Origin of the sequence: Pantoea sp. BL1 (assembly GCF_000963985.1) — a bacterium.
Taxonomy (GTDB): domain Bacteria; phylum Pseudomonadota; class Gammaproteobacteria; order Enterobacterales; family Enterobacteriaceae; genus Pantoea; species Pantoea rwandensis_B.
This window is the reverse complement of record NZ_JZRH01000001.1, coordinates 227,853-251,605: the sequence shown is the minus strand read 5'-3', so window position 1 is coordinate 251,605 and position 23,753 is coordinate 227,853. Positions and strand designations below refer to the sequence as shown.

Genomic DNA, 23,753 nt, shown 5'->3' with positions numbered 1-23,753 from the left:
TTTTTTGGAACTTGATAAATGAGTAATCGTCTAGAAGAGGTGCTGAAGCTGGCCGCCACCGAGCCTGCGCACCGTCCGGAATTCTTTCAACTGCTGCTGGAATCTGACATTTGGGTGCCAGGTGAAAGTCCTGCAGAGCAGTTCGATGCCACCTCACCTGTGGAATTACAGCATTGGGAAAAAGAGGGCGGCGGCAGTGTTATCCCGTTCTTCACCTCAGAAGAAGCAATGGGGGAAGCGATTAAAGAAGAGCAGCCTTACCTGCGCCTGCCCGCGCGCACGCTGTTCGAAATGACCCTGGGTGAGAGCCTATTCCTCAATCCTAAGCTGCCCGCCGGCAAAGAGTTTTCACCGGGTGAGATTGCCCATTTGATCGGTGAAGAGGGCAGTGCGCTGAGTCAGCAAACGGTACTGGAAGGGGGCCATGCGCTGCTTCTGTCGGAAGTGGCTGAACCACCTGCACAGATGATTGATTCACTGACGCAGCTGTTTGCCAAGTATAAACAGGTACGTCGTGCTTATATTGCCAGCATTCGTGAGAGCGCCACGGAAGAACCCAATTTGCTGATCGGTATCGAAGCGGATAGCAATATCGAGGAGATCATTCAGGCGGCTGGCAGCGTGGCAACCGATACGCTGGCAGATGATGCACCGATTGATATCTGTGAAGTGGTGAGCGAGGAGAAAGGTGTCAGCCATTTCTTTACCGCGCACATCACGCCTTTTTATGAACGTCGCTGGGGGAGTTTCCTGCGCGACTTCAAAGGCAGCCAGCGGGTTATTTAAATATCGCTTGTAGCGGTGCGATATCTTGCGAATCTGTCAGCCAAAATGCGGCTGCAGAAACGCGCGAAAATCGCGCCGCTACCCTTGATTACCTTGCTCAGAAGTTTGTTCTGCTAGTTACCCTTCATTGCCATGCTCAAAAGTTTGCTCTGCCAGCTCCCCTTGATTGCCATGCTCAGAAGTTTGTTTTGCTAGTTGCCCTTCCTTGCTCTGCTCAAGAGTTTGCTCTGCCAGCTCCCCTTGATTACCATGCTCAGAAGTTTGTTCTGCTAGTTACCCTTCCTTGCTCTGCTTAGCAGCTCAATCGACTGGCTAACATTACTTCTCAATCGGTAAATCGTCACGGCTGCCCCATTCGCCCCATGAGCCGTCATACAGCGTGACGTCACGCACGCCCAGCGACGTTAGCGCCAGAATCACCACCACCGCCGTCACACCTGAACCACAGCTGGCGACAATGGGCTGATCCAGTTTAATACCTGCTTTTTCAAACAAATCGCGCAGTTCAGCCGCTGGTTTCAGTTCGCCGTTTACCACCAGATTGTTCCACGGCATATTCAGGCTATTCGGGATATGTCCGCGCAGTAGACCAGGGCGAGGCTCATCCACTTCAGCATTAAAGCGATTGGCGGCACGGGCATCAACGATTTGTGCGCCGCCTTCATGGCTGATCAACAACACATCGGTCAGACGCTTCACCAGCCCACTGTCGTAGTTAGCTTCAAATTCGCCCTCAGGCAGATCAACCGGGCCCGAAGCGTTCTCAAAACCTGCCGCTTTCCAGCCCTGTAAACCGCCTGCCAGAATCGACACATTGACGCAGCCAAAGGCGCGCAGCATCCACCATGCACGGGGCGCGGAGAACAGATTGCCCTCGTCATACACCACCAGATGTTTATCCTGATTGACCCCCAGTTCGCGCATCGCCACGGCAAAAGCTTCCGGGCGCGGCATCATATGTGGATATGCGCTGGTGTGATCGGACAAGCCTTCGATATCGAAGAACGGCGCATCCGGTAAATGCCCTGCCAGATATTCCGCCTGAATATCGCGAACCGCTTCCTGACCTGGCGGCAACATGCGCGCATCTAAAACCTGCAACGTTTCATCGGTGTAATGCTCTTTTAACCAATCGGCAGAGACAAACAGGGGAGCTGTCATCGCAACAACCTCTTCTCAATCATCAGAAAACGGAAAGACCCAGTGTCCGGGAATGTGAACGCTATCTCAAGGGTATCGTTGCTAAAGTGAGTAGGTTGATGTGAAATTGCGCAGCATACGACTTTTAACCTTTTGGGGCTGGTGAGGGACTTACCATGGTAAAACGTGTTGATCGACTGCTGCTCAGCGTGCTGTTCGGCGGGATACTTTTAGGCGGCACATTGCTGCCGGTGCAAGCGGTTGATGCGCCAGCGGTACAACGCGCGGCACAAGCGCTTTCCGTTATTGATCTCTCAGAGTTACAACTGGATGGCGCTGCGGCGTTAGTGTTGACCTTCAACAACGCTATCGATAACAAGCAGGACTTCAACGCGATAATCCACATCAGCGATGAAAAAAGCGGCAAAGTGGATGGCGGTTGGGAGCTGGCGCAAAACGGCAAGGCGCTGCGCTTCCGTCATCCTGAACCAGCGCGCAAGCTGACCATCTCAATTGATTCAGACCTGAAAGCCGCTGATGGTCGCACCTTAGGCAGCCCTTTCAGCCAGACACTTACCACCCGCGATATCCAGCCGATGGTGGGCTTCGCCAGCCGCGGATCGCTGCTGCCGCTGCGCCTGACGCAGGGATTGCCGGTGCTGGCGCTTAATGTGAACAACATTGATGTCGATTTTTTCCGGGTAAAAAGTGCCGCCCTGGCCGATTTTCTCGCCCAGTGGAATTACGGCAACAATCTGTCGTACTGGGAATCACGCGACCTGCTAAAAAATGCCGATCTGGTCTACAGCGGGCGTTTTGATCTCAATCCGGCCCGCAACACGCGTGAGAAGATGCAGTTGCCGCTCGGCGACGTTGATGCGCTTAAACAGCCTGGTGTTTATTTGGCGGTGATGAAACAGGCCGGCACTTATAATTACACCCAACCGGCAACCCTGTTCACGCTCAGTGACATTGGTTTATCACTGCACAGCTTTCCGGATCAACTGGAACTCTTTACGCAAAGTCTCGCCAATGGCGCACCGCTGGAAGATGTGAACGTGCGACTGCTGGACGAGAAAGGCCAGCAGCTGGCGAGTGGCGCCAGTGACAGCAATGGCCATCTGCGCCTGCCAGCTAATGCCAAAGGCAAACTGCTGCTGGCAACGCAGAAAGGGCAAACCTCGCTGATCGATCTCAATCGCCCGGCGCTGGATCTGGCCGAATTCCCGATTGATGGTCCGCAGGGTTACGATAAACAGTTCTTCCTGTTCGGTCCGCGCGATCTCTATCGCCCTGGTGAAACGGTCATCGTTAATGCGCTGCTGCGTGATGCCGATGGCAAGCCGTTGCCGCCACAACCGGTAAAAGCCGAAGTGGTGCAACCCAATGGTGAAGTCACCCAGACCTTCGTATGGCAGCCAGAAAATGGGGTATACCAGCAGCGCTTTGCTCTTCCGGCTTCAGCCATGACCGGTGAATGGACGCTGCGCATCAACAGCGGTGATAACCAGCCGCGCAGCTGGTCATTCCACGTAGAAGATTTTCTGCCTGAACGCATGGCGCTGGCGCTAAGCAACAGCGCACAGCCCGTGAAACCTGATGCAGCAGTGACCTTTGATGTTGAGGGTCGTTATCTGTATGGCGCACCGGCCGCCGGCAATGAGTTGCAAGGGCAGCTGTTCCTGCGCCCGGCGCGTGAAGCCGTGGCAGCGCTGCCCGGCTATCAATTTGGCGATATCACTGAAGAACTAAAACGCAGTCTCGATGACGTTGATGACAAGCTGGATGAGAGCGGCAAACTGCAGTTAAACGTGGAAAGCAGCTGGGCAGAAAGTCACTCGCCGCTCAACCTCATCCTGCAAGCCAGCCTGCTGGAAACGGGGGGCCGTCCGGTGACACGCCGCGCGACCCAATCGATCTGGCCCGCGCCCGCGCTGCCGGGGATTCGTCCGCTGTTCAATAGCGAATCGGTGTATGACTATCGCACCGATCGTTATCGTGACGAACCCACAGTGCCGGAGAACGGCCTTGCGGAGTTCGATGTGGTGTATGCCAACCCGCAAGGTGAGAAGCTGGCTGCACAGGATCTGGATGTGCGTCTGATTCACGAACGTCGTGACTATTACTGGAGCTTCTCGGACAGCGAAGGTTGGCAGTCACGCTATGACCAAAAGGATCTGCAGGAAGATGAGCAGCGGATCAACATTGCGGCGGGGGGCAGCCAGAAAATCAGCTTCCCGGTGGAGTGGGGTACTTATCGTCTGGAAGTGCATGCGGGTGAGAATATCATTAGCAGCGTGCGCTTTAATGCGGGTTACTGGTGGCAGGACAACACTGATGGCACCGGTGCGTTACGTCCCGATCAGGTCAAACTGAAAATTGATAAAAGCGCCTACCAACCGGGTGATACTGCAAAAGTACAGGTGGAATCACCGGCTGCGGGTAAAGGCTATCTGATGGTGGAGTCCAGCAGCGGCACGCTGTGGTGGCAGCCACTGGATGTTCCTGCCGGTGGCACGACCATTGATGTACCGATTAATGAGAGCTGGAAGCGTCACGATCTCTATCTCAGCGCCATCGTGGTGCGTGACGGCGATAAAGCCAACGGCACCACGCCGAAAAGGGCGGTGGGGCTGCTGCATTTGCCGATGGCGACCGAAGCGCGACGTCTCAATCTGGCGATGGATGCGCCTGAAAAAATCCGCCCTGAGCAGACGATAAAAGTGAAGGTGAAAGCCAGCCGTGAAGGCGGCGAGTTGCCTAAGCAGGTTCAGGTCTTGCTGTCAGCGGTGGACAGTGGCGTATTGAGCATCACTGATTACCCAACGCCGGATCCGTGGGACGCCTTTTTTGGCCGTAAGCGTTACAACGCCGATCAATATGATGTGTATGGTCAGTTGATTGAAGGCGGCGGCAAGCTGGCGGCACTGCGTTTCGGTGGTGATGGCGACGATGCCGATGCATTGTCACGCGGCGGTAAAAAGCCGGTCACCGATGTACAGATCGTTGCACAACAACTGCAGCCAGTCACGCTGGATGCCAGCGGTGAAGGCACGATTGAACTCCCCATTCCGGCCTTTAATGGCGAGTTACGCTTGATGGCGCAAGTGTGGAGTGCAGACAGCTTCGGCTCAGCAGAACGCAAAATGGTCGTGGCCGCGCCGCTCATCAGTGAACTGGCGACGCCGCGCTTTATGGCCAGCGGTGACCAGTCGACGCTGGCGCTGGATCTCACCAACCTGACCGATCAACCGCAGACGTTAAAAGTCGATGTGACCACACAGGGGCTGATAGCCCTGAACGGCACAGTCACCTCCAGCGTGCAACTGGCGAAGGGCGCGCGCACGACCTTACCAATCCCGGTTAAAGCGCAGGGCGCCTTTGGTGAGGGGGCAGTGCAGGTCAAGGTCTCAGGTATGAGTCTGCCGGGAGAGACGCTGGCGTCGAGCGACCGTAAATGGACCATTGGCGTGCGTCCGGCTTATCCGGCCCAAACCCTGAGTTTCGACAACGTGATGCAAACTGGCCAAAGCTGGCAGGTGGTGGCAAGTGCCTTTAACGGTCTGCAAAAGGATACGCTGACGGGACAGTTGTCGCTGAGTAATCGCCCACCTCTGAATATCGCCAGCTTTATCAGCCAGCTGTATGCCTATCCTTATGGCTGTCTGGAGCAGACCGCCAGTGGCATCTGGCCATCGGTGTTCACCAACAAAGCGCAGCTGGATGCGCTGGGTATCAAAACCAGCACCGATGAGGCTCGCCGGGCATCGATTGCCACGGGTATTGCGCGCCTGGCGGGTATGCAGCGCGGCAATGGCAGCTTTGGTTTGTGGAGTAAAGAGAGTCAGGAAGAGTTCTGGCTGACAGCTTACGTCACCGATTTCCTGCTGCGTGCCAGCGAAGCCGGTTACAGCGTGCCGGAAGGGGTGATCGGCCGTGCCGATGAGCGCTTGCTACGTTATCTGCAAGATCCGGCGCAAATCGAAACCAGCTGGAGCAGCGATGCTGATGGATTGCGCTTCAGTGTGCAGGCTTATGCGGGTCTGGTTTTGGCACGTCAGCAGCAGGCGCCGCTCGGTGCGTTGCGTGCGCTGTATGAAAAGCGTGAGCAGGCGAAGTCTGGCCTGGCGCTGGTGCAGTTGGGAGTGGCGCTGAAGCTCATGGGCGATCAGCAGCGTGCGCAGTCAGCGCTGGCGCAAGGCATCGGGCTTGAGCGCAAACCCAACAACGGGTTAGGCGATTACGGCAGCCCGGTGCGTGACCGTGCGCTGATTCTCGCACTCCTCACAGAAAATCAGTTGCTGCCCGATATGCAGGGGCCGCTGTTGATTGATTTGGCAAAAGCGGTACATGGGCAGCGCTGGTTCTCTACCCAGGAAAACAATGCGCTGTTCCTCGCTGCACGTACCTTGCAGCAGCACAAAGGTGAACAATGGCAGGCCACGCTTCAGGGAAGAGGCGAGCCGCTTAGCAGCAATCAGACGCTCAATATGGGCATCAGCGAAGATCAGCTGCGACAGGGCTTGTTGGTGAAGAGCGACAATGCCTCACCGCTGTACGGCACTCTCAATGTCGTGGGCTATCCGCAAACGGCACCGTCGCCGATCAGCAACGTGCTGAAGATCACCCGTGAGTATTTCACCCTGGACGGTAAGCCTGCCGACCTCACCAACCTGAAAAGTGGTGAATTGCTGGTGGTGCGATTGAAAGTGGCGGCCAGCGAGCGGGTCAGTGATGCGCTGGTGGTGGATTTACTGCCTGCAGGGCTGGAACTGGAAAACCAGAACCTGAGCGACAGCAGCGCCAGCCTGGGCGACAGTGCTGATGCGCTGAAGGAGAGCATGATGGATATGCAGCAGGCCAACATCAAACACATCGAGTTCCGCGATGATCGCTTTGTCGCCGCACTGGCGCTGGATGGCTACACGCCGGGCACGCTGCTGTATCTGGCGCGAGCCGTGACGCCGGGCAGCTATCGCCTGCCGCCACCGCAGGTTGAGTCAATGTATGTGCCAGAGTGGCGCGCGATTGGCACCACGCCGGAAAAATTAAATGTGCGCTAAGCGGTAATGAAAAAAGGTTACGCATGGAAGCGGTGGCGCTGGCTGCCGCTTTTTTTACTGCTGATGCTCGTCGGTATAGGGCTACTGGATCGACTCGATCCCCTGCCGCTGCAGGAAGTGCAACCTGCGCGCGTGGTGGTCGCTGAGGATGGCACGCCGCTATGGCGTTTTGCCGACAAGCAAGGCATCTGGCGCTATCCGGTGACGCTTGAAGAGGTTTCGCCCGAGTATATTCAGGCGCTGCTGACTTACGAAGACCGTTGGTTCTGGCACCATCCCGGTATCAATCCGATGGCGATTGTGCGTGCCATCGGGCAAAACCTGCTGCATCACGGCATCGTCTCAGGTGGCAGTACGCTGACCATGCAGGTAGCGCGGTTGATCGATCCACAACCGCGTACGCTGCGTGGCAAGGTGGTGCAGGCCTGGCGAGCGCTTCAGCTGGAGTGGCACTTATCCAAGCGCGACATTCTCACACTCTATCTCAATCGTGCGCCGTTTGGCGGCACGGTGGAAGGCATTGGCGCAGCAAGCTGGATGTGGCTGGGTAAGCCGCCGTCTCAGCTCACCAAAGGTGAGGCAGCGTTGCTCGCCGTGCTGCCACAGGCACCAAGCCGTCTGCGCCCGGATCGCTGGCCGCAACGTGCGGAAGTGGCGCGCAATAAAGTGCTGGATCGACTGGCAGAGTATCAGGTGTGGTCAGCGCAGGATGTAGCGGAGATCAAACAGGAAGCGGTGTGGCTACCGCCGCGTCAGGTTCCACAAATGGCACCGTTGCTGGCGCGTCGCCTGTTGTCGCTCTCACCCGACAACAAAATTCGTTCGACCATTGATGTGTCGCTGCAGCGCGAGCTGGAAAGTCTGGCGTCATCGCTAAAAAACCAGCTGCCACCGCGCACTTCGCTGGCGTTGCTGGTGGTGGATCACCGCAGCATGAAAGTGCGCGGCTATGTTGGCTCAGTGTCCTTCAATGACGACAGTCGCTTTGGGCATGTCGATATGATCTCCAGCGTGCGATCCCCCGGATCGGTGTTGAAACCTTTTGTTTACGGCATGGCGCTGGATGAGGGGCTGATCCACGGTGAATCACTGCTGCAGGATGTGCCACGCCGTTTTGGTGATTACCGTCCCGGTAATTTTGACGCCGGTTTTCACGGCCCGGTAAGTGCCAGCGAGGCGCTGGAGCGTTCACTGAATTTACCTGCAGTCCAACTTCTGGATGCGCTTGGCCCGAAAACGGTGGCGGCGCGTCTGCGTAACGTTGGATTGAATCTGCGCTTTCCGGCAGGGGCCGAACCCAATCTTTCACTGGTGCTCGGCGGCACGGGTGCGCAGCTGGATGAGATTGTCGCGGCATATAGCGCTTTTGCCCGTCAGGGGAGTGCCGCGCAGCTGCGCTGGCTGCCCAATCAGCCATTGCAAGAGCGGCCACTGCTTTCGCCGGGCGCAGCCTGGATTGTGCGGCGCATTCTGGCTGGAGAAGCTCAGCCATCAGGCGCCGTTCCGGATATTGCACCGCTGGCCTGGAAAACCGGCACCAGTTATGGCTACCGCGATGCATGGACGATTGGCATTACGCCCCGCTATTTAATCGGCGTGTGGGTTGGCAGACCGGATGCCACACCGGTTGCCGGTCAGTTTGGTTTTGCTTCTGCGGTACCGGTGATGAACCAGGTCAATAATCTGCTGGCGGGGCATATGTCAGTGCGCGCTGCGCCGCGCGATCCGCGGCCGGATTCAGTCAGCGCCATGAGCATTTGCTGGCCCGGAGGCCAACCCTTGCCAGTGGGTGACGATAACTGTCGCCAGCGTCGCCAGAGCTGGATACTGAACCGAACTGTGCCACCCACACTGCTGGCACCCGGTCAGGAAGGTGTGAATGGTTTACGTCAACGTTATTGGGTCAACCTTCAGGGCTTACGTGTGGCGGCAGATTGCCCCGGCGCACAGAGCCAGGAGAGTCTGATGTGGCCACTGCCGCTGGAACCCTGGCTGCCGCTGTCCGAGCGCCGCGAGCAGCGCCTGCCGCCGGTCGATTCTCGCTGCCCACCCTTAAATCAGGGCAGCGCGCCACCGCTCTTAATCACTGGCGTAATTGAGGGGCAACGCGTGCAGCCGTTGCCGGGCAAAGTGGTATTGTTGCTGCCGGTTGCCGTACAGGGCGGAAGTGGATCGCAGCGCTGGTGGTTTTTGAACGGGCAGCCGGTCGAACAGCAAGCGGGGCAAAACAGTGCGGCGCTGGTCCTCAGTGAACCGGGCCAGTATCAACTGGTGGTCATGGATGAATCGGGTCAACTGGCATCCGTCTCATTTATTCGGGGTTAAATAGCCGCGTATGCCAGATTCTGCGCGTGTTCGCCCCGACAAAAATCAATTATTTTCGATAATTCCACCAATCGGCAATAGGCAACGCCCGATGATGTCCCTATAATCGGCGCGTTTTCTTACCGGGAGCGAGTTCCCGGTTTCTTCAGGATGCTAACTAGAGGTCATCATGGCAATCGAACGTACTTTCTCAATCGTTAAACCAAACGCCGTCGCTAAGAACGTGATTGGTGCTATCTACAACCGTTTTGAAAGCGCAGGCTTCAAAATCGTTGGCGCGAAAATGCTGCACCTGACCAAAGAGCAGGCTGAAGGTTTCTACGCTGAGCACAAAGGCCGTCCATTCTTCGATGGTCTGGTTGAGTTCATGACTTCTGGTCCCGTTGTTGTTTCTGTTCTGGAAGGCGAAAACGCCGTTCAGCGTCACCGTGACCTGATGGGTGCAACCAACCCAGACAACGCGCTGGCCGGTACTCTGCGTGCTGACTACGCTGACAGCTTCACTGAGAACGCGACCCACGGTTCTGACTCAGCTGAATCTGCTGCACGCGAAATCGCTTACTTCTTCGCTGAAAACGAAGTTTGCCCACGCACTCGCTAAGTACGTTGCTGCCGATGCGGATAAACGTCTTTACACCTTTTCAACATCGGTAAAGTCGTTCCCCTGGCATCATGCAGCAGATGTAGTACAATAATGCGCCCTTGTTGAGCCCGTCTCAGCGAGGGCGCTGTTTTTTTCCTATTCTTAACCAGAGCCGTAACGTGTAACAACGAGGCCAGAGAACATTATGTCCGAACAGATTGTGACGCCGTCGTCCGCTTCCCCCGTGGTTGTTTCCCCAAAAAACGAAAAAATTAACCTGCTGGATCTTAACCGTCAGCAGATGCGCGAATTCTTTTTAGAGATGGGTGAAAAGCCGTTCCGCGCCGATCAGGTCATGAAGTGGATGTACCACTACTGCTGCGATGATTTCGAGCAGATGACTGACATCAACAAAGTGCTGCGTGGCAAATTGATGCAACGCGCTGAAATCCGTGCGCCGGAAGTGGCGGAAGAGATGCGTTCCAGCGATGGCACCATCAAGTGGGCGATTCGCGTGGGCGATCAGCTGGTCGAAACCGTGTATATCCCGGAAGCTGACCGTGCAACACTGTGCGTCTCCTCACAGGTAGGCTGTGCGCTGGAGTGCAAATTCTGTTCGACTGCGCAGCAGGGCTTCAACCGTAACCTGCGCGTTTCCGAAATCATTGGTCAGGTATGGCGCGCGGCGAAAATTATCGGCGCGGCGAAAATTACCGGCCAGCGTCCGATCACCAACGTGGTGATGATGGGCATGGGCGAGCCATTGCTCAACCTCAACAACGTGGTGCCAGCGATGGACATCATGCTGGACGACTTCGGTTTTGGTTTGTCTAAACGTCGCGTGACGCTGTCAACTTCGGGTGTCGTGCCGGCGCTGGATAAACTGGGCGATATGATCGATGTGGCGCTGGCGATTTCACTGCATGCGCCAAACGATGCTATCCGTGACGAAATTGTGCCGATCAACAAAAAGTACAACATCGAAACCTTCCTCGCGGCGGTTAAACGCTACATTGGGAAATCGAACGCCAATCAGGGCCGCGTGACCATTGAGTATGTGATGCTGGATCACATCAATGACAGCACCGACAATGCGCACGAACTGGCTGCACTGCTGAAAGAGACGCCGTGCAAAATTAACCTGATTCCATGGAACCCATTCCCAGGCGCGCCTTATGGCCGTAGCTCAAACAGTCGTATCGATCGCTTCTCCAAAGTGCTGATGGATTACGGTTTTACCACCATTGTGCGTAAAACGCGTGGTGACGATATTGATGCGGCTTGTGGTCAGTTAGCGGGTGATGTTATCGACCGTACCAAGCGCACCTTGCGTAAGAAGATGGCCGGTGAAGCCATCTCTGTGAAGGCGCTCTGAAACACAGTGCCTGGTGATACCCACCAGGCGTAAGCCATGCCAGTCTCTCCGCTCGATGTCAGAGGGAGAGACTGAAATGCACAAAGGATTATCGGCAGTAGTGTTGGCGGGCTTTGTTGTAACCGGTTGTGTCAACCCGCCGGTTCAGCAAGGTGCTGCAGATATCAGGCTACAGCTAGGGTTGCACTACCTGGCGGTGAAAGATTTTGCTGCAGCACAGCGTAATTTATTGCGCGCTGAGCGGGCAGCACCGCGAGATTATCGTGTGCCGTTGGCGCTTGCACGGCTGGCACAGGCGCAGCAGAATAGCGCGCAGACCCATTGGCACTACCAACGCGCCCAGCAGTTAGCGCCAGCGAATGGCTACATCGCTAACAATTACGGTGCGTTTCTTTGCGGTTTAAGGCAGTATGGCGAAGCGCATCAACAGTTTAAGCTGGCGATGGCTGCACAGGAAATCGAAGCTCGTCAGGATGCATTTCTGTTTTCGGGCTATTGTTACCTGCAGGCTGGAGAGAGTGCCTCAGCGCGCGAGTCTTTGAGCAACGCGCTGATTGCCGCACCGGAGCAGGGCAGTCAACTGCTTTTGGAAGTGGAAAGGCGGCTTGAACAGCAGGATCGCATGGCGGTTCCGCTGCTATTAGAAGTGTACCACCAGCGTTTGCCCGCAACGGCAGAGAGCCAGTGGTTACAAATACGTTTCGCCGCGCAACAGGGAAACGCTGCTGACGTTACACGTTATGGCGACCGGTTGGCGCGAAGTTTTCCACAATCGATACAGTACCAGCGTTATTTAGCTAATGAATACTGAAGCCACTCAAGAGAATTCTGCAGTACATTCCACAGGTGAACGCCTGCGTCTGGCCCGTGAGCAGATGGGGCTGACTCAGCAAAATGTCGCTGAACGCCTGTGCCTGAAACTTTCTACCGTACGAGACATTGAAGAAGATAAGTCGCCAGCTGATTTAGCTTCGACGTTCTTGCGCGGTTACATTCGTTCTTATGCTCGTCTGGTGCATGTGCCGGAAGATGACCTGTTGCCGATGATGGCGAAGCAGGCTCCCGTGCGCGCGGCCAAAATTGAGCCAATGCAGAGCTTCTCGTTAGGTAAGCGCCGTAAAAAGCGTGATGGCTGGCTGATGATTTTCACCTGGTTGGTGATTTTTGTCGTCATCGGTCTGACCGGCGCGTGGTGGTGGCAAAATCATAAAGCCTCGCAGGCCGATCTGGTCTCAATGGCTGACCAGAATGGCAGCAGCAGCGATAACAGTCAGTCTATTCCGCTGGGTGAAAACAGCACTGACAGCGCGACTGACAGTGATACCAATGCCGCCGGTACGCCGGTGGATAACGGTGCCGGTGCGGTTGCGACACCGAGTACCAGCAACAACGCGGCTTCGGCAGCCAACACCACTGCGCCTGCGACCAGCAGCGATAACGCCGTGGTTTCACCGAGCCAGGCACCGATCGATAACGCACCGCCAGCGGCCACCTCTCCGGCACCTGCCAACAGTGTACCGGCAGGTCAAATGCCGACCAGCAACGCGGCGGTCAGTCAGCCTGCGGGCGACCCAAATGCGGTTGTGATGAATTTCAAAGCCGATTGCTGGCTGGAAGTCACCGACGCCACTGGCAAGAAGCTGTTCAGCGGATTGCAACGTAGCGGCGGTAAGCTCAGCTTGTCCGGAACGGCTCCGTATCGTCTGAAAATTGGCGCACCGAGTGCGGTTGACGTGCAATATCAGAATCAGCCCGTTGATTTAAGTCGTTTTATCCGTAATAACCAGGTTGCCCGTCTGACGCTGGGTGCGCAATAACGCGCAGCGCGCTTTCCGGGTAATTGTGGAGAGAGAATATGCATAACGAAGCACCCATTATCCGTCGCAAATCAACACGGATTTACGTCGGCAAGGTGCCGGTTGGTGATGGTGCGCCCATTGCCGTTCAGTCAATGACCAACACCCGCACCACGGATGTGGACGCCACGGTTAACCAGATTCGCCAGCTTGAGCGTGTCGGTGTCGATATCGTGCGCGTCTCTGTTCCAACCATGGATGCGGCGGAAGCGTTCAAACTGATTAAGCAACAGGTCAATGTGCCGCTGGTGGCGGACATTCATTTTGACTATCGTATCGCACTGAAAGTCGCCGAATATGGCGTCGACTGTCTGCGCATCAACCCCGGCAATATCGGCAACAATGAGCGTATCCGCCAGGTAGTGGATTGTGCCCGCCATTACAACATTCCTATTCGTATCGGCGTGAATGCCGGTTCACTGGAAAAAGATCTGCAGGAAAAATACGGTGAGCCAACGCCACAGGCACTGCTCGAATCCGCGATGCGCCATGTTGATCACCTTGATCGCCTCAACTTTGATCAGTTCAAAGTGAGTGTAAAAGCCTCTGACGTATTCCTTGCCGTTGAATCCTATCGTCTGCTGGCAAAAGCTATCGATCAGCCACTGCATCTCGGTATTACCGAAGCGGGTGGCGCGCGCGCCGGTTCAGTAAAATCAGCGATCGGCCTGGGCTTGCTGCTGGCGGAAGGGATCGGCGATACGCTGCGCATCTCTTTGGCGGCGGATCCGGTGGAAGAAGTCAAGGTCGGTTACGACATTCTGAAATCGCTGCGCATTCGCTCTCGCGGCATTAACTTTATTGCCTGCCCAACCTGTTCACGTCAGGAATTTGATGTGATCGGCACGGTGAATGCACTGGAAGAACGTCTCGAAGACATCATCACGCCAATGGATATCTCGATTATCGGTTGTGTGGTGAACGGTCCTGGCGAAGCCACGGTTTCGACCATGGGCGTGACCGGCGGCAGCCGCAAAAGTGGTTTCTATGAAGACGGCGTGCGCCAGCGCGATCGCCTCGATAACGACAACATGATCGACCAGCTGGAAGCACGTATTCGTGCCAAGGCCAGCATGCTGGATGAAAGCCGCCGCATTAACGTGCAGCAGCTGGAAAAATAAAGGACGGTGCGCGCCCGCCGCGCGCCAGTTTGTGATTGAACCTGTGCGGTTTCATCCTCATAAGGTATGATGCCGGACAGGTTTTTTTGTATTAAGAGATTCTAACGTGGCGAAGAATATTCAAGCGATCCGTGGGATGAACGACTACCTGCCGGCGGATACCGCGATTTGGCAGCGTATTGAGGCCACCCTGAAGCAGGTGCTGGCCAGTTATGGCTTTAGTGAAATCCGTTTGCCGATTGTAGAGCAGACCCCGCTGTTTAAACGCGCTATCGGTGAAGTCACCGATGTGGTTGAAAAAGAGATGTACACCTTTGACGACCGCAACGGTGAAAGCCTGACCCTGCGTCCGGAAGGCACGGCGGGCTGTGTGCGCGCCGGTATTGAGCATGGTCTGCTGTACAATCAGGAACAGCGTCTGTGGTACATCGGGCCGATGTTCCGCTATGAGCGTCCGCAGAAAGGCCGTTACCGCCAGTTCCATCAGATTGGTGCGGAAGTGTTTGGTCTGCAAGGTCCGGACATCGATGCTGAACTGATTATGATGACCGCGCGCTGGTGGAAAGCGTTAGGTATCGCTGAACACGTGAGTCTCGAACTCAACTCTATTGGTTCACTGGAAGCACGCGCAAACTACCGCGATGCGCTGGTGGCCTTCCTTGAGCAGCACAAAGACAAACTGGATGAAGATTGCAAACGTCGTATGTATAGCAATCCGTTGCGTGTACTCGACAGCAAAAATCCTGACATCCAGCTGTTGCTGAACGATGCGCCGACGCTGAATGAATATCTCGATGAAGACTCACGCGCGCACTTCGACGGGCTGTGCAGCCTGCTGAATGACGCGGGTATTGCTTACACCGTGAACCAGCGTCTGGTGCGTGGCCTCGATTACTACAACCGCACCGTGTTTGAGTGGGTGACCAACAGCTTAGGTTCACAGGGCACCGTCTGTGCCGGTGGACGCTACGATGGTCTGGTTGAACAGCTGGGTGGTCGCGCTACGCCAGCGGTCGGTTTTGCCATGGGTCTTGAGCGTTTGGTATTGCTGGTTCAAGCGGTTAATCCAGAATTTGAACCGACGCGCATTGTTGATGTCTATGTTATCGCTTCGGGGCAGGGCGTTCAGTCCGCCGCGATGCAACTGGCGGAAAAACTGCGTGATGCAGATCCGGCGCTGAAGCTGATGACCAACTTCGGTGGTGGTAACTTCAAGAAGCAGTTTGGCCGTGCAGACAAGTGGGGCGCACGCATTGCGCTGGTGCTGGGCGAAGACGAAGTGAAAGCGGGCCAGGTGGTGATTAAAAACCTGAGCACTGGCGATCAACAAACCGTTGCCCAAAGCGAAGCCGCTGCGACATTGCGCACGCTGCTGCAGTAAACGCAGCACTGCAACAGCCATTTAAAGGAGAGGGATTGCGTGGAAGTTTACAGCAACGAAAACGAACAGGTTGACGCACTGCGTCAGTTCTTTGCGAACAACGGCAAAGCGCTGGCTGTGGGTGTGATCATCGGCATTGCTGCACTGGGTGGCTGGCGTTTCTGGACCAGTCATCAGGATGGTGCGGATAAAGCTGCGTCGGCACAGTATCAACAACTGACCACCGCGATGCAGGCGGACAAGCCGCAAACGCTGGAAGCGGTTGCCGCCTTTGCCAATGAAAATAACAACACTTATGGCGCACTGGCTTCGCTCGATTTAGCGAAACAGTACGTTGAAGCGAATCAGTTAGATAAAGCCATTACGCTGCTTCAGAGCGGGCTGAAAGATACCAAAGATGCCAACCTGCAGGCGGTGATTAACCTGCGTCTGGCGCGCATTCAACTGCAGCAAAATCAGGCCGATGCCGCACTTTCAACCCTTAACAATGTTAAGGGTGATGGCTGGACAGCCATTATTGCGGACATTCGTGGCGAAGCACTGCTGAGCAAAGGCGACAAGCAGGGCGCACGTGATGCCTGGAGCAAAGGTGCTGAATCGCAGGCCTCTCCTGCGTTGAAGCAAATGCTGCAGATGAAGATGAATAACTTAAGTTAAGCCAGTCAAGAGAGCGCACATGGAATTACGTAAATACCTGCTGCCAGGGCTGATTTCAGTCACTCTGCTCAGCGGTTGCTCGCTGTTCAGCGGCGAAGAAGATGTAGTAAAAATGGCTCCGCTGCCGAAAGTGGAAAACCAGTTTACGCCACAGACTGCCTGGAGCACCTCTGTGGGTGATGGCGTTGGTGATTTCTATTCCAATCTGCATCCGGCCTGGCAGGACGGCACCGTCTATGCGGCCGACCGCTTTGGCGTAGTAAAAGCCCTGGATGCCAGCAACGGTAAAGAGAAATGGAAAGTCGATCTCTCTGAGAAAACCGGCTTCTTCTCGAAAAACATCTCAGCTCTTCTCTCTGGCGGCATCACCGCTACCAGCGATCGCATCTATATCGGCAGCGAGCGCGGCCAGGTCTTTGCACTGAACAATAGCGATGGCAGCATCGCCTGGCAGACGAAAGTCGCCGGTGAAGCGTTGTCGCGTCCAGTCGTGAGCGATGGCCTGGTGCTGATCCACACCAGCAACGGTATGTTGCAGGGGCTGGACCAGAGCACTGGCGCGATCAAGTGGAGCGTCAACCTCGATATGCCTGCGCTGTCACTGCGCGGTGAATCTGCGCCGACCGTGGCATTCGGTGGTGCGATTGTCGGTGGTGACAATGGCCGCGTGAGCGCAGTGATCATGAACCAGGGGCAGTTGATTTGGCAGCAGCGTATTTCGCAGCCAAGTGGCGCCACAGAAATTGATCGTCTGAGCGACGTGGACACGACGCCGGTTGTGGTTAACGGTGTGATCTATGCGCTGGCTTACAACGGCAATCTGACCGCGCTGGAACTGCGTTCAGGCCAGATTCTGTGGAAACGCGAAATCGGCGGCGTGAAAGACATGGTGGTTGATGCGGGTCGTATTTACCTGGTCGATCAGGATGACCGTGTGATTGCCCTCAATGCCGACGGTGGCGTGGCCATCTGGCGTCAGAGCGATCTGCTGCATCGCAACCTGACTTCACCAGCGCTGTTTAACGGTTATCTGGTGGTCGGCGATAGCGAAGGCTATGTGCACTGGATCAACACCCTGGACGGGCGCTTTGTTGCGCAGCAGAAACTGGACAGCGATGGCTTCCAGACTGACCCGGTGGTTGCGGGTGACAAGCTGCTGATCCAGGCGAAGGGCGGCGAAGTTTACGCCATCACTCGTTAAGATTAGGCTTTGCAGGAACCGGCTTCCTGCTCGCTAATACGGCTCCTGATTCGTCAGGGGCCGTTTCGTTTTTAGTCAGGCATGGTATTCTTAGCGCCTTCAGCCTGACGCCTTCTGGCAAATGTCGTTATAATCACGCCATTCGGGCGATTTATTTTTAAAACTGAGGCAAGTGTTATGGTACCTGTGGTCGCGCTGGTTGGGCGTCCCAATGTGGGAAAATCTACGCTATTTAACCGCTTAACGCGCACTCGTGATGCGCTGGTAGCGGATTTTCCTGGACTGACTCGCGATCGCAAATATGGTCGCGCCGAAGTGGAAGGGCGCGAATTCATTGTTATTGATACCGGCGGTATTGATGGCACCGAGGAAGGCGTCGAAAACCGCATGGCAGAACAATCGCTGCTGGCGATTGAAGAAGCGGATGTGGTGCTGTTCCTGGTGGATGCGCGTGCGGGTGTGATGCCGGCCGATCAACAGATCGCCAATCACCTGCGTTCGCGCGAAAAAGCCACCTTCCTGGTGGCGAACAAAACTGACGGTCTCGATCCTGATGCCGCCGTGCTGGATTTCTATGCGCTGGGCTTGGGTGACATTCATCCGATTGCGGCTTCGCACGGTCGCGGTGTGAACAACCTGCTTGAAGCTGCGTTGCTGCCATGGATGGAAGAAGCCGTTCCAGAAGTGGAGTTGACGGAAGAAGAAGAAAACGCCGCTTATTGGGCCGCGTTAGAAGAAGAAGAGGACGAGAAGGCGCTGGCGGAAGAGGAAGAAGAAAACTTCGACCCGACCACATTGCCGATCAAACTGGCTATCGTTGGCCGTCCTAACGTCGGCAAGTCAACGCTGACTAACCGCATCCTGGGTGAAGACCGCGTCGTGGTCTTCGACATGCCGGGCACCACGCGTGACAGCATCTACATTCCAATGGAACGTGACGAGCGCGAGTATGTGTTGATTGATACCGCTGGTGTGCGTAAACGCGGAAAAATCACCGAAACCGTAGAGAAATTCTCTGTCATCAAAACGCTGCAGGCCATTGAAGATGCCAACGTGGTGATGCTGGTGATTGATGCACGTGAAGGCATTTCCGATCAGGATCTCTCACTGCTCGGCTTTATCCTGAACAGCGGTCGTTCATTGGTGATCGTGGTCAACAAGTGGGATGGCATGACGCAGGAAGCGCGTGATGAAGTGAAAGAGATGCTGGACTTCCGTCTTGGCTTTATCGATTTCGCGCGCATTCACTTTATCTCGGCGCTGCACGGCAGTGGCGTAGGTAACCTGTTCGAATCCGTGACCGAAGCTTACGACTGTTCGACCAAACGTGTCGGCACCGCTATGCTGACGCGCATCATGACTATGGCTTCTGACGACCATCAGCCGCCGCTGGTGCGTGGTCGCCGCGTGAAGCTGAAGTATGCCCATGCTGGTGGTTACAACCCACCGATCGTGGTGATTCACGGTAATCAGGTGAAGGATCTGCCCGATTCCTACAAACGTTACCTGATGAACTACTTCCGTCGTTCACTCAACGTAATGGGTACACCGATTCGCATTCAGTTTAAAGAAGGCGACAACCCGTACGCGGGCAAACGTAACCTGCTGACACCGACGCAGCAGCGCAAACGCCAGCGACTGATGTCGCATCTGAAGAAGAACAAGCGTTAATCTGATGAGGGCCCTGATGGGGCCCTTTTTTTCGCCCCCACCGCACGATTCCAGCGACATATCCCACTCTGACTTCTTCTTAACATCAAAAATTACACTTTGATTCAGCCTCATATTTATTAATAACTTATGACTGGTTTTGTAGCAAAAATGCTATTGCCCAGTAACTCCTTCGTTATGGATGTTCACTTTCTAATGAACCAGGTGGTACAATCCTGCCGCCTTGTAGCGAGAATCACTCTCACCTGCGATGTGTCCTTGCTCACAAGCGCCGAATTACGGGCATTGCACCCGTACCAATAGATATAAAATAAAGCGTAACGGATTGGTTCCTGTCCCCCATCGTTGGCAGGAGCATTGTTACCGGCTACAGCCTGTTAGCCGGCACCAGCGCGTTATTTTTTCAGGAGAGTTTTTGTTATGGCAGAAAATTCCGCTCGTCCCTGCAAAGGGTTGAGTATCTGGTCTGTATTGTTCGGGCTGGTCCTGCTGGCTGTCGGTCTGTTCTTCGCGATCGGCGGTGGCAAGTTGGTCGCTCTGGGCGGCAGCTGGTACTTCCTCATTTCCGGTATTGTGATGTTGCTGTCGGCGATTCAGTTCTTCCGCCGCAAATCATCCGCCGTGACCCTGTTTATTCTGGTCTTCGTTGGCACCCTGATTTGGGCGCTGTTCGATGCGGGCTTCCATTTCTGGCAGTTGGTTTCACGCCTGATGGTACCTGCGGGCCTGATGCTGCTGGCCTTCCTGACCTGGCCAGCGCTGCGTAAACGCGAAGGCAAAAACTCTCTGGCCAAAGTTTGTTATGTGCTCTCAGCGGTCATCGCCGTCGGCATGGTGGTCACTTTCGTGCAGATGTTCCAGCCGCACCCAACCGTCGCGTTCGACGGCAAACAACTGCCGCTGATTCCTGTCGACAAGTCTAAGCCACAGCAAGACTGGAGCAGCTACGGCCGTACGCCTGAAGGTGACCGTTTTGCGGCGATCGACCAGATCACCCGTGACAACGTCAAAGATCTCCAGGTTGCCTGGACCTTCCACACTGGCGATACCCCAATCAGCCCAACCGGTAACGGCGCGGAAGATCAGGAAACCCCGCTGCAGGTGGGCAACACCCTTTACCTTTGCACCCCACACAACAACGTGATTGCGGTTGCAGCGGATACCGGTAAGCAGATCTGGAAGCGTGAAATCAACGCACAGGCTGAAGTGTGGAACCGCTGCCGTGGTCTGGCGTATTTCGATGCGACCAAACCGGTACAGCAGCCAAGCCAGCCGGGCTCAACACCGGTTCCTGCGCCAGTGCTGGCGGCAGGTGATACCTGTCAGCGTCGTATTCTGATGAACACCATCGATGCGCGTTTGATCGCTATCAATGCAGACAACGGTGAGTTCTGTGAAAACTTCGGCGACCACGGTGTGGTTGACCTGAAAAAGGGTCTGGGTAAAGCGCCCGATCCACAGTATCAGCTGACGTCTGCACCACAGCTGGCCGGCACCACCGTGGTGGTTGGCGGTCGTGTGGCAGATAACGTCCAGACCGATATGCCTGGCGGCGTACTGCGCGGCTTTGACGTCATCACCGGTCAAATGCGTTGGGCGTTTGACCCAGGCAATGATGACCCGAATGCCATCCTGATGCCGGGCAAAGACTACACCCGTAGTACCCCGAACTCATGGGCACCGATGTCCTACGACCCGGCGATGAACACTGTGTTCCTGCCAATGGGTAGCTCGTCGGTGGATCTGTGGGGTGCGAATCGTACCAAACTGGATCACACCTACGGCGCATCCATTCTGGCGCTGGATGCGACTACCGGTAAGCAAAAATGGGTTTATCAGACCGTACATAACGATCTGTGGGACTTCGACCTGCCAATGCAGCCGAGCCTGGTCGACTTCCCAATGAAGGATGGCACCACTAAGCCTGCCGTCGTTATCGGTGCAAAAACCGGTATGATTTGGGTGTTGGATCGTCTGACCGGCAAGCCTTTGACCAAAGTTGAAGAGCAGCCAATGCCGCAGGGTCACATCCCGAACGAGCAGTACACCAAAACGCAGCCGCACTCAGTGGAAATGCCAAACATTGGCAATCAGAAACTGACCGAGTCTGACATGTGGGGTGCAACGCCGTTCGATCAACTGGTGTGCCGTATTGCCTTCAAAGGCATGCGTTACGATGGCCTGTTCACCGTTCCGGATACTGACAAGTCACTCAGCTTCCCAGGTTCACTGGGTGGTATGAACTGGGGCAGCATCTCGTTTGACCCGAACAACCAGTACATGTTCGTCAACGACATGCGTCTGGGCCTGTGGGTGCAGATGATTCCTCAGGACACCAGCAAAGATGCAGCCAGCAATGGCGGTGAAGCGATCAACACGGGTATGGGCGCCGTTCCGCTGAAAGGCACCCCTTACGCTGTTAACAAAAACCGCTTCATGTCTCCGCTGGGCATTCCGTGTCAGGCGCCGCCGTTCGGTACCTTGTCAGCCATCGACATGAAAACCCGTCAAATCGTGTGGCAGGTGCCAGTCGGTACCGTGCAGGATACCGGTCCATTCGGTATTAAGATGCGTGCACAAATGCCAATCGGCATGCCAACGCTGGGTGGCACCTTAGCAACTCAGGGTGGCCTGGTGTTCATCGCCGGTACGCAGGATTACTATCTGCGCGCTTTCGATAGCTCAACCGGTAAAGAAGTGTGGAAAGCACGTCTGCCAGTCGGCAGCCAGGGTGGCCCAATCAGCTACGTTTCGCCGAAAAATGGCAAACAGTACATCCTGATCTCCGCCGGTGGCGCACGTCAGTCACCAGACCGTGGTGATTACGTGATTGCTTACGCGCTGCCAGACAGCAAGTAAGCCTCAGTAAGAAGAAAGGCCGACATCATGATGTCGGCCTTTTTTTATGAACCTTCCGTGGCGTACTTCACTCCTTAAGGTACCTTATTCACTGCTGCTTGGAGGGGCGACGGCTTTTTTGACCTCCTTTTCTTCCAGCTTCCCTGGCTCTTTCAGGATCGTTTCTGAAATTACCCCCACTGACTTTGCCGCCAGCACTGCCGGCTTCCCTGGCGCGCTCCGGGTCCTCTGCAAAGTTCCCGGCACCACCTCGTTGCTTTTTTTGTGTCATAGCAAAGACCTCATCTAAGGGTGTTTTCTTCGACGTGGACTAGCTAGCCACATTAATGATTATAGTCAGTAAGTTACAGGTTGCCTTGGGAGATCTCCGAGTTCTTCACTGGCCGTCGCGCCAAAGTGCTTCTAATTCAGGCGAGGCTGCGGTTTCAGGAATCAAAATCACGATAGAGCCCGCTTCATGATGGGTGGCATAGGTGATTTGAATACGAAAATAACGCTGATCGCCGCGTCCAAGATTCGCCGCCTGATCTTCCGGTTCCCCCAACGGTAATGCCTGCTCCAGCACGTTACACACCCGCTGTTTTTGCGGTTCTGGCAGTTGTGCCAGAGCAAAGCGGCGCTCGCCTCGCAGGTTGGGGATAAAAGCAATGCCGCCTTCACGCGCCAGTTCGATAATGGCGTCATCAGTCAGTTGAATATTCACGTTACGCCTACCTGTTGCCAGGCGGATTGAATTGCTTCCGCCACCGAGCGGTTAAATCGCTTGCCACCATGTTCAATGGTGAAACGGGCAAAGGTACTGAAGTCGGCATCCTGCGGCAGCGTCTTGTCGCAGAGCGTGTCATACCAGGCATGACCCGCCAGCTCCCAGGCAAAGCCGCCTAACGCCTTCGCGGCGAGATAAAAAGCGCGATTTGGAATGCCTGAGTTGAGATGGACACCGCCGTTGTCATCACGTGTCTCTATGTAATGATCCATATCCGCCGGTTGTGGGTCTTTGCCGAGTTTCGGATCATCGTAAGCCGTGCCTGGTGCGGACATCGAGCGCAGCCCACGCCCCTTAATGCCGGCTGCTAACAAGCCCTCACCAATCAACCAGTCAGCCTGATCGGCCGTTTGCTGCAGGTGGAACTGCTTCACCAGCGAGCCAAACACATCAGACATCGATTCATTCAATGCACCGGATTGCTGGAAGTAAACCAGTCCTGCTTCGTTTTCCGTCACGCCATGGGTGAGTTCATGCGCCACCACATCCAGCGCAATGGTGAAGCGATTAAAGATCTCGCCATCGCCGTCACCAAATACCATCTGCTGACCGTTCCAGAAGGCGTTCTGATACTCCTTGCCATAATGCACGGTGCCATCCAGCTTCAGGCCTTTGTTATCCAGTGAGTTGCGCTTGAAGATCTGCCAGTAGAAATCGTAGGTGATGCCGAGATAATTCCAGGCTTCTTCAGCCGCCACATCGCCATTGCCCGGCTGGCCTTCATCGCGGATTAGGGTGCCAGGCAGATTTTGCGTATTCTCAGCATCATAGATGGCACGCAGCACGGTTCCGGGGTGGGCGGTGGCCGAGCTGGCCGCTTTATGGTTGTGTTCAGCCATCAGTTGCTGAACATGGGTTAGGGTGCGGCGAGCAGACTCCTGCGGCGCACCCGAACAATGGTCAATAATATTGCGAAGAATATACGGAGGAATAACGCTGTAGGTCATATTAACTCCTGGCCGTGAGGGA

General features: G+C 55.5%; 17 protein-coding genes. 13 read left to right on the top strand and 4 right to left on the bottom strand.

Translation table 11 applies throughout. The annotated features are described in order from the left end of the window. Positions 1 to 18 precede the first annotated feature (18 nt). Positions 19 to 786, top strand: coding sequence for an enhanced serine sensitivity protein SseB (sseB, locus tag VH86_RS01150; protein ID WP_045831625.1), 768 nt, complete (start codon positions 19 to 21; stop codon positions 784 to 786). Positions 787 to 1,104: 318 nt separating this feature from the next. On the opposite strand, the gene sseA is transcribed toward sseB, so the two are convergent. Then, the gene (gene sseA / locus VH86_RS01145; RefSeq protein ID WP_045831624.1) at positions 1,105 to 1,947 is read right to left on the bottom strand and encodes a 3-mercaptopyruvate sulfurtransferase; all 843 of its coding nucleotides are present in this window, start codon (positions 1,945 to 1,947) and stop codon (positions 1,105 to 1,107) included. Between the two features lie 155 nt (positions 1,948 to 2,102). Between sseA and VH86_RS01140 the strand changes: the two genes are divergently transcribed. The 12 genes from VH86_RS01140 to VH86_RS01085 all read left to right on the top strand — a co-directional run bounded on the left by VH86_RS01140 (position 2,103) and on the right by VH86_RS01085 (position 22,018). Next, positions 2,103 to 6,989, top strand: coding sequence for an alpha-2-macroglobulin (locus VH86_RS01140; protein ID WP_045831623.1), 4,887 nt, complete (start codon positions 2,103 to 2,105; stop codon positions 6,987 to 6,989). A 6-nt stretch (positions 6,990 to 6,995) separates the two neighbouring features. Then, positions 6,996 to 9,314: a peptidoglycan glycosyltransferase PbpC gene (gene pbpC, locus VH86_RS01135; protein WP_045831622.1), complete on the top strand. Its 2,319-nt coding sequence runs from the start codon at positions 6,996 to 6,998 to the stop codon at positions 9,312 to 9,314. 169 nt (positions 9,315 to 9,483) lie between these two features. Beyond that, a complete protein-coding gene (gene ndk, locus VH86_RS01130; protein WP_007884899.1) occupies positions 9,484 to 9,915 on the top strand; it encodes a nucleoside-diphosphate kinase in 432 nt (143 codons plus the stop codon). Between the two features lie 187 nt (positions 9,916 to 10,102). Next, positions 10,103 to 11,272, top strand: coding sequence for a bifunctional tRNA (adenosine(37)-C2)-methyltransferase TrmG/ribosomal RNA large subunit methyltransferase RlmN (locus tag VH86_RS01125; protein ID WP_045831621.1), 1,170 nt, complete (start codon positions 10,103 to 10,105; stop codon positions 11,270 to 11,272). A 76-nt stretch (positions 11,273 to 11,348) separates the two neighbouring features. After that, positions 11,349 to 12,083, top strand: a complete 735-nt coding sequence (gene pilW / locus VH86_RS01120) for a type IV pilus biogenesis/stability protein PilW (protein WP_045814919.1) — start codon at positions 11,349 to 11,351, stop codon at positions 12,081 to 12,083. Next, on the top strand, positions 12,073 to 13,089 hold the full coding sequence (gene rodZ, locus VH86_RS01115; RefSeq protein WP_038645413.1) for a cytoskeleton protein RodZ: 1,017 nt from the start codon (positions 12,073 to 12,075) through the stop codon (positions 13,087 to 13,089). The genes pilW and rodZ overlap by 11 nt, the downstream gene beginning before the upstream one ends. A 38-nt stretch (positions 13,090 to 13,127) precedes the next feature. Then, positions 13,128 to 14,249 carry a flavodoxin-dependent (E)-4-hydroxy-3-methylbut-2-enyl-diphosphate synthase gene (gene ispG / locus VH86_RS01110; protein ID WP_034825671.1) on the top strand — a complete coding sequence of 374 codons (1,122 nt, stop codon included), beginning with the start codon at positions 13,128 to 13,130 and terminating at the stop codon, positions 14,247 to 14,249. Positions 14,250 to 14,355: 106 nt separating this feature from the next. Then, a complete protein-coding gene (gene hisS / locus VH86_RS01105) occupies positions 14,356 to 15,630 on the top strand; it encodes a histidine--tRNA ligase (RefSeq protein WP_045831620.1) in 1,275 nt (424 codons plus the stop codon). Positions 15,631 to 15,669: 39 nt separating this feature from the next. Further along, positions 15,670 to 16,287 (top strand): YfgM family protein, encoded by a 618-nt coding sequence (locus tag VH86_RS01100; RefSeq protein WP_045814917.1) that lies wholly within the window; start codon positions 15,670 to 15,672, stop codon positions 16,285 to 16,287. A 19-nt stretch (positions 16,288 to 16,306) separates the two neighbouring features. Then, complete coding sequence (bamB, locus tag VH86_RS01095; RefSeq protein WP_038645419.1) at positions 16,307 to 17,488, top strand: outer membrane protein assembly factor BamB; 1,182 nt, start codon at positions 16,307 to 16,309, stop codon at positions 17,486 to 17,488. A gap of 177 nt (positions 17,489 to 17,665) precedes the next feature. Further along, positions 17,666 to 19,159, top strand: a complete 1,494-nt coding sequence (gene der / locus VH86_RS01090) for a ribosome biogenesis GTPase Der (RefSeq protein WP_034825679.1) — start codon at positions 17,666 to 17,668, stop codon at positions 19,157 to 19,159. A 420-nt stretch (positions 19,160 to 19,579) separates the two neighbouring features. Beyond that, a complete protein-coding gene (locus tag VH86_RS01085) occupies positions 19,580 to 22,018 on the top strand; it encodes a glucose/quinate/shikimate family membrane-bound PQQ-dependent dehydrogenase (protein ID WP_045831619.1) in 2,439 nt (812 codons plus the stop codon). An 88-nt stretch (positions 22,019 to 22,106) separates the two neighbouring features. Here VH86_RS01085 and VH86_RS01080 read toward each other — a convergent pair whose 3' ends face one another. The 3 genes from VH86_RS01080 to VH86_RS01070 form a co-directional block, all read right to left on the bottom strand. Then, complete coding sequence (locus VH86_RS01080) at positions 22,107 to 22,289, bottom strand: general stress protein (protein WP_045814915.1); 183 nt, start codon at positions 22,287 to 22,289, stop codon at positions 22,107 to 22,109. 105 nt (positions 22,290 to 22,394) lie between these two features. Next, positions 22,395 to 22,721 (bottom strand): protealysin inhibitor emfourin, encoded by a 327-nt coding sequence (locus VH86_RS01075; RefSeq protein ID WP_045831618.1) that lies wholly within the window; start codon positions 22,719 to 22,721, stop codon positions 22,395 to 22,397. Continuing rightward, positions 22,718 to 23,731: a M4 family metallopeptidase gene (locus VH86_RS01070; RefSeq protein WP_045831617.1), complete on the bottom strand. Its 1,014-nt coding sequence runs from the start codon at positions 23,729 to 23,731 to the stop codon at positions 22,718 to 22,720. Before VH86_RS01070 ends, VH86_RS01075 begins: the two co-directional genes overlap by 4 nt. Positions 23,732 to 23,753 lie beyond the last annotated feature (22 nt).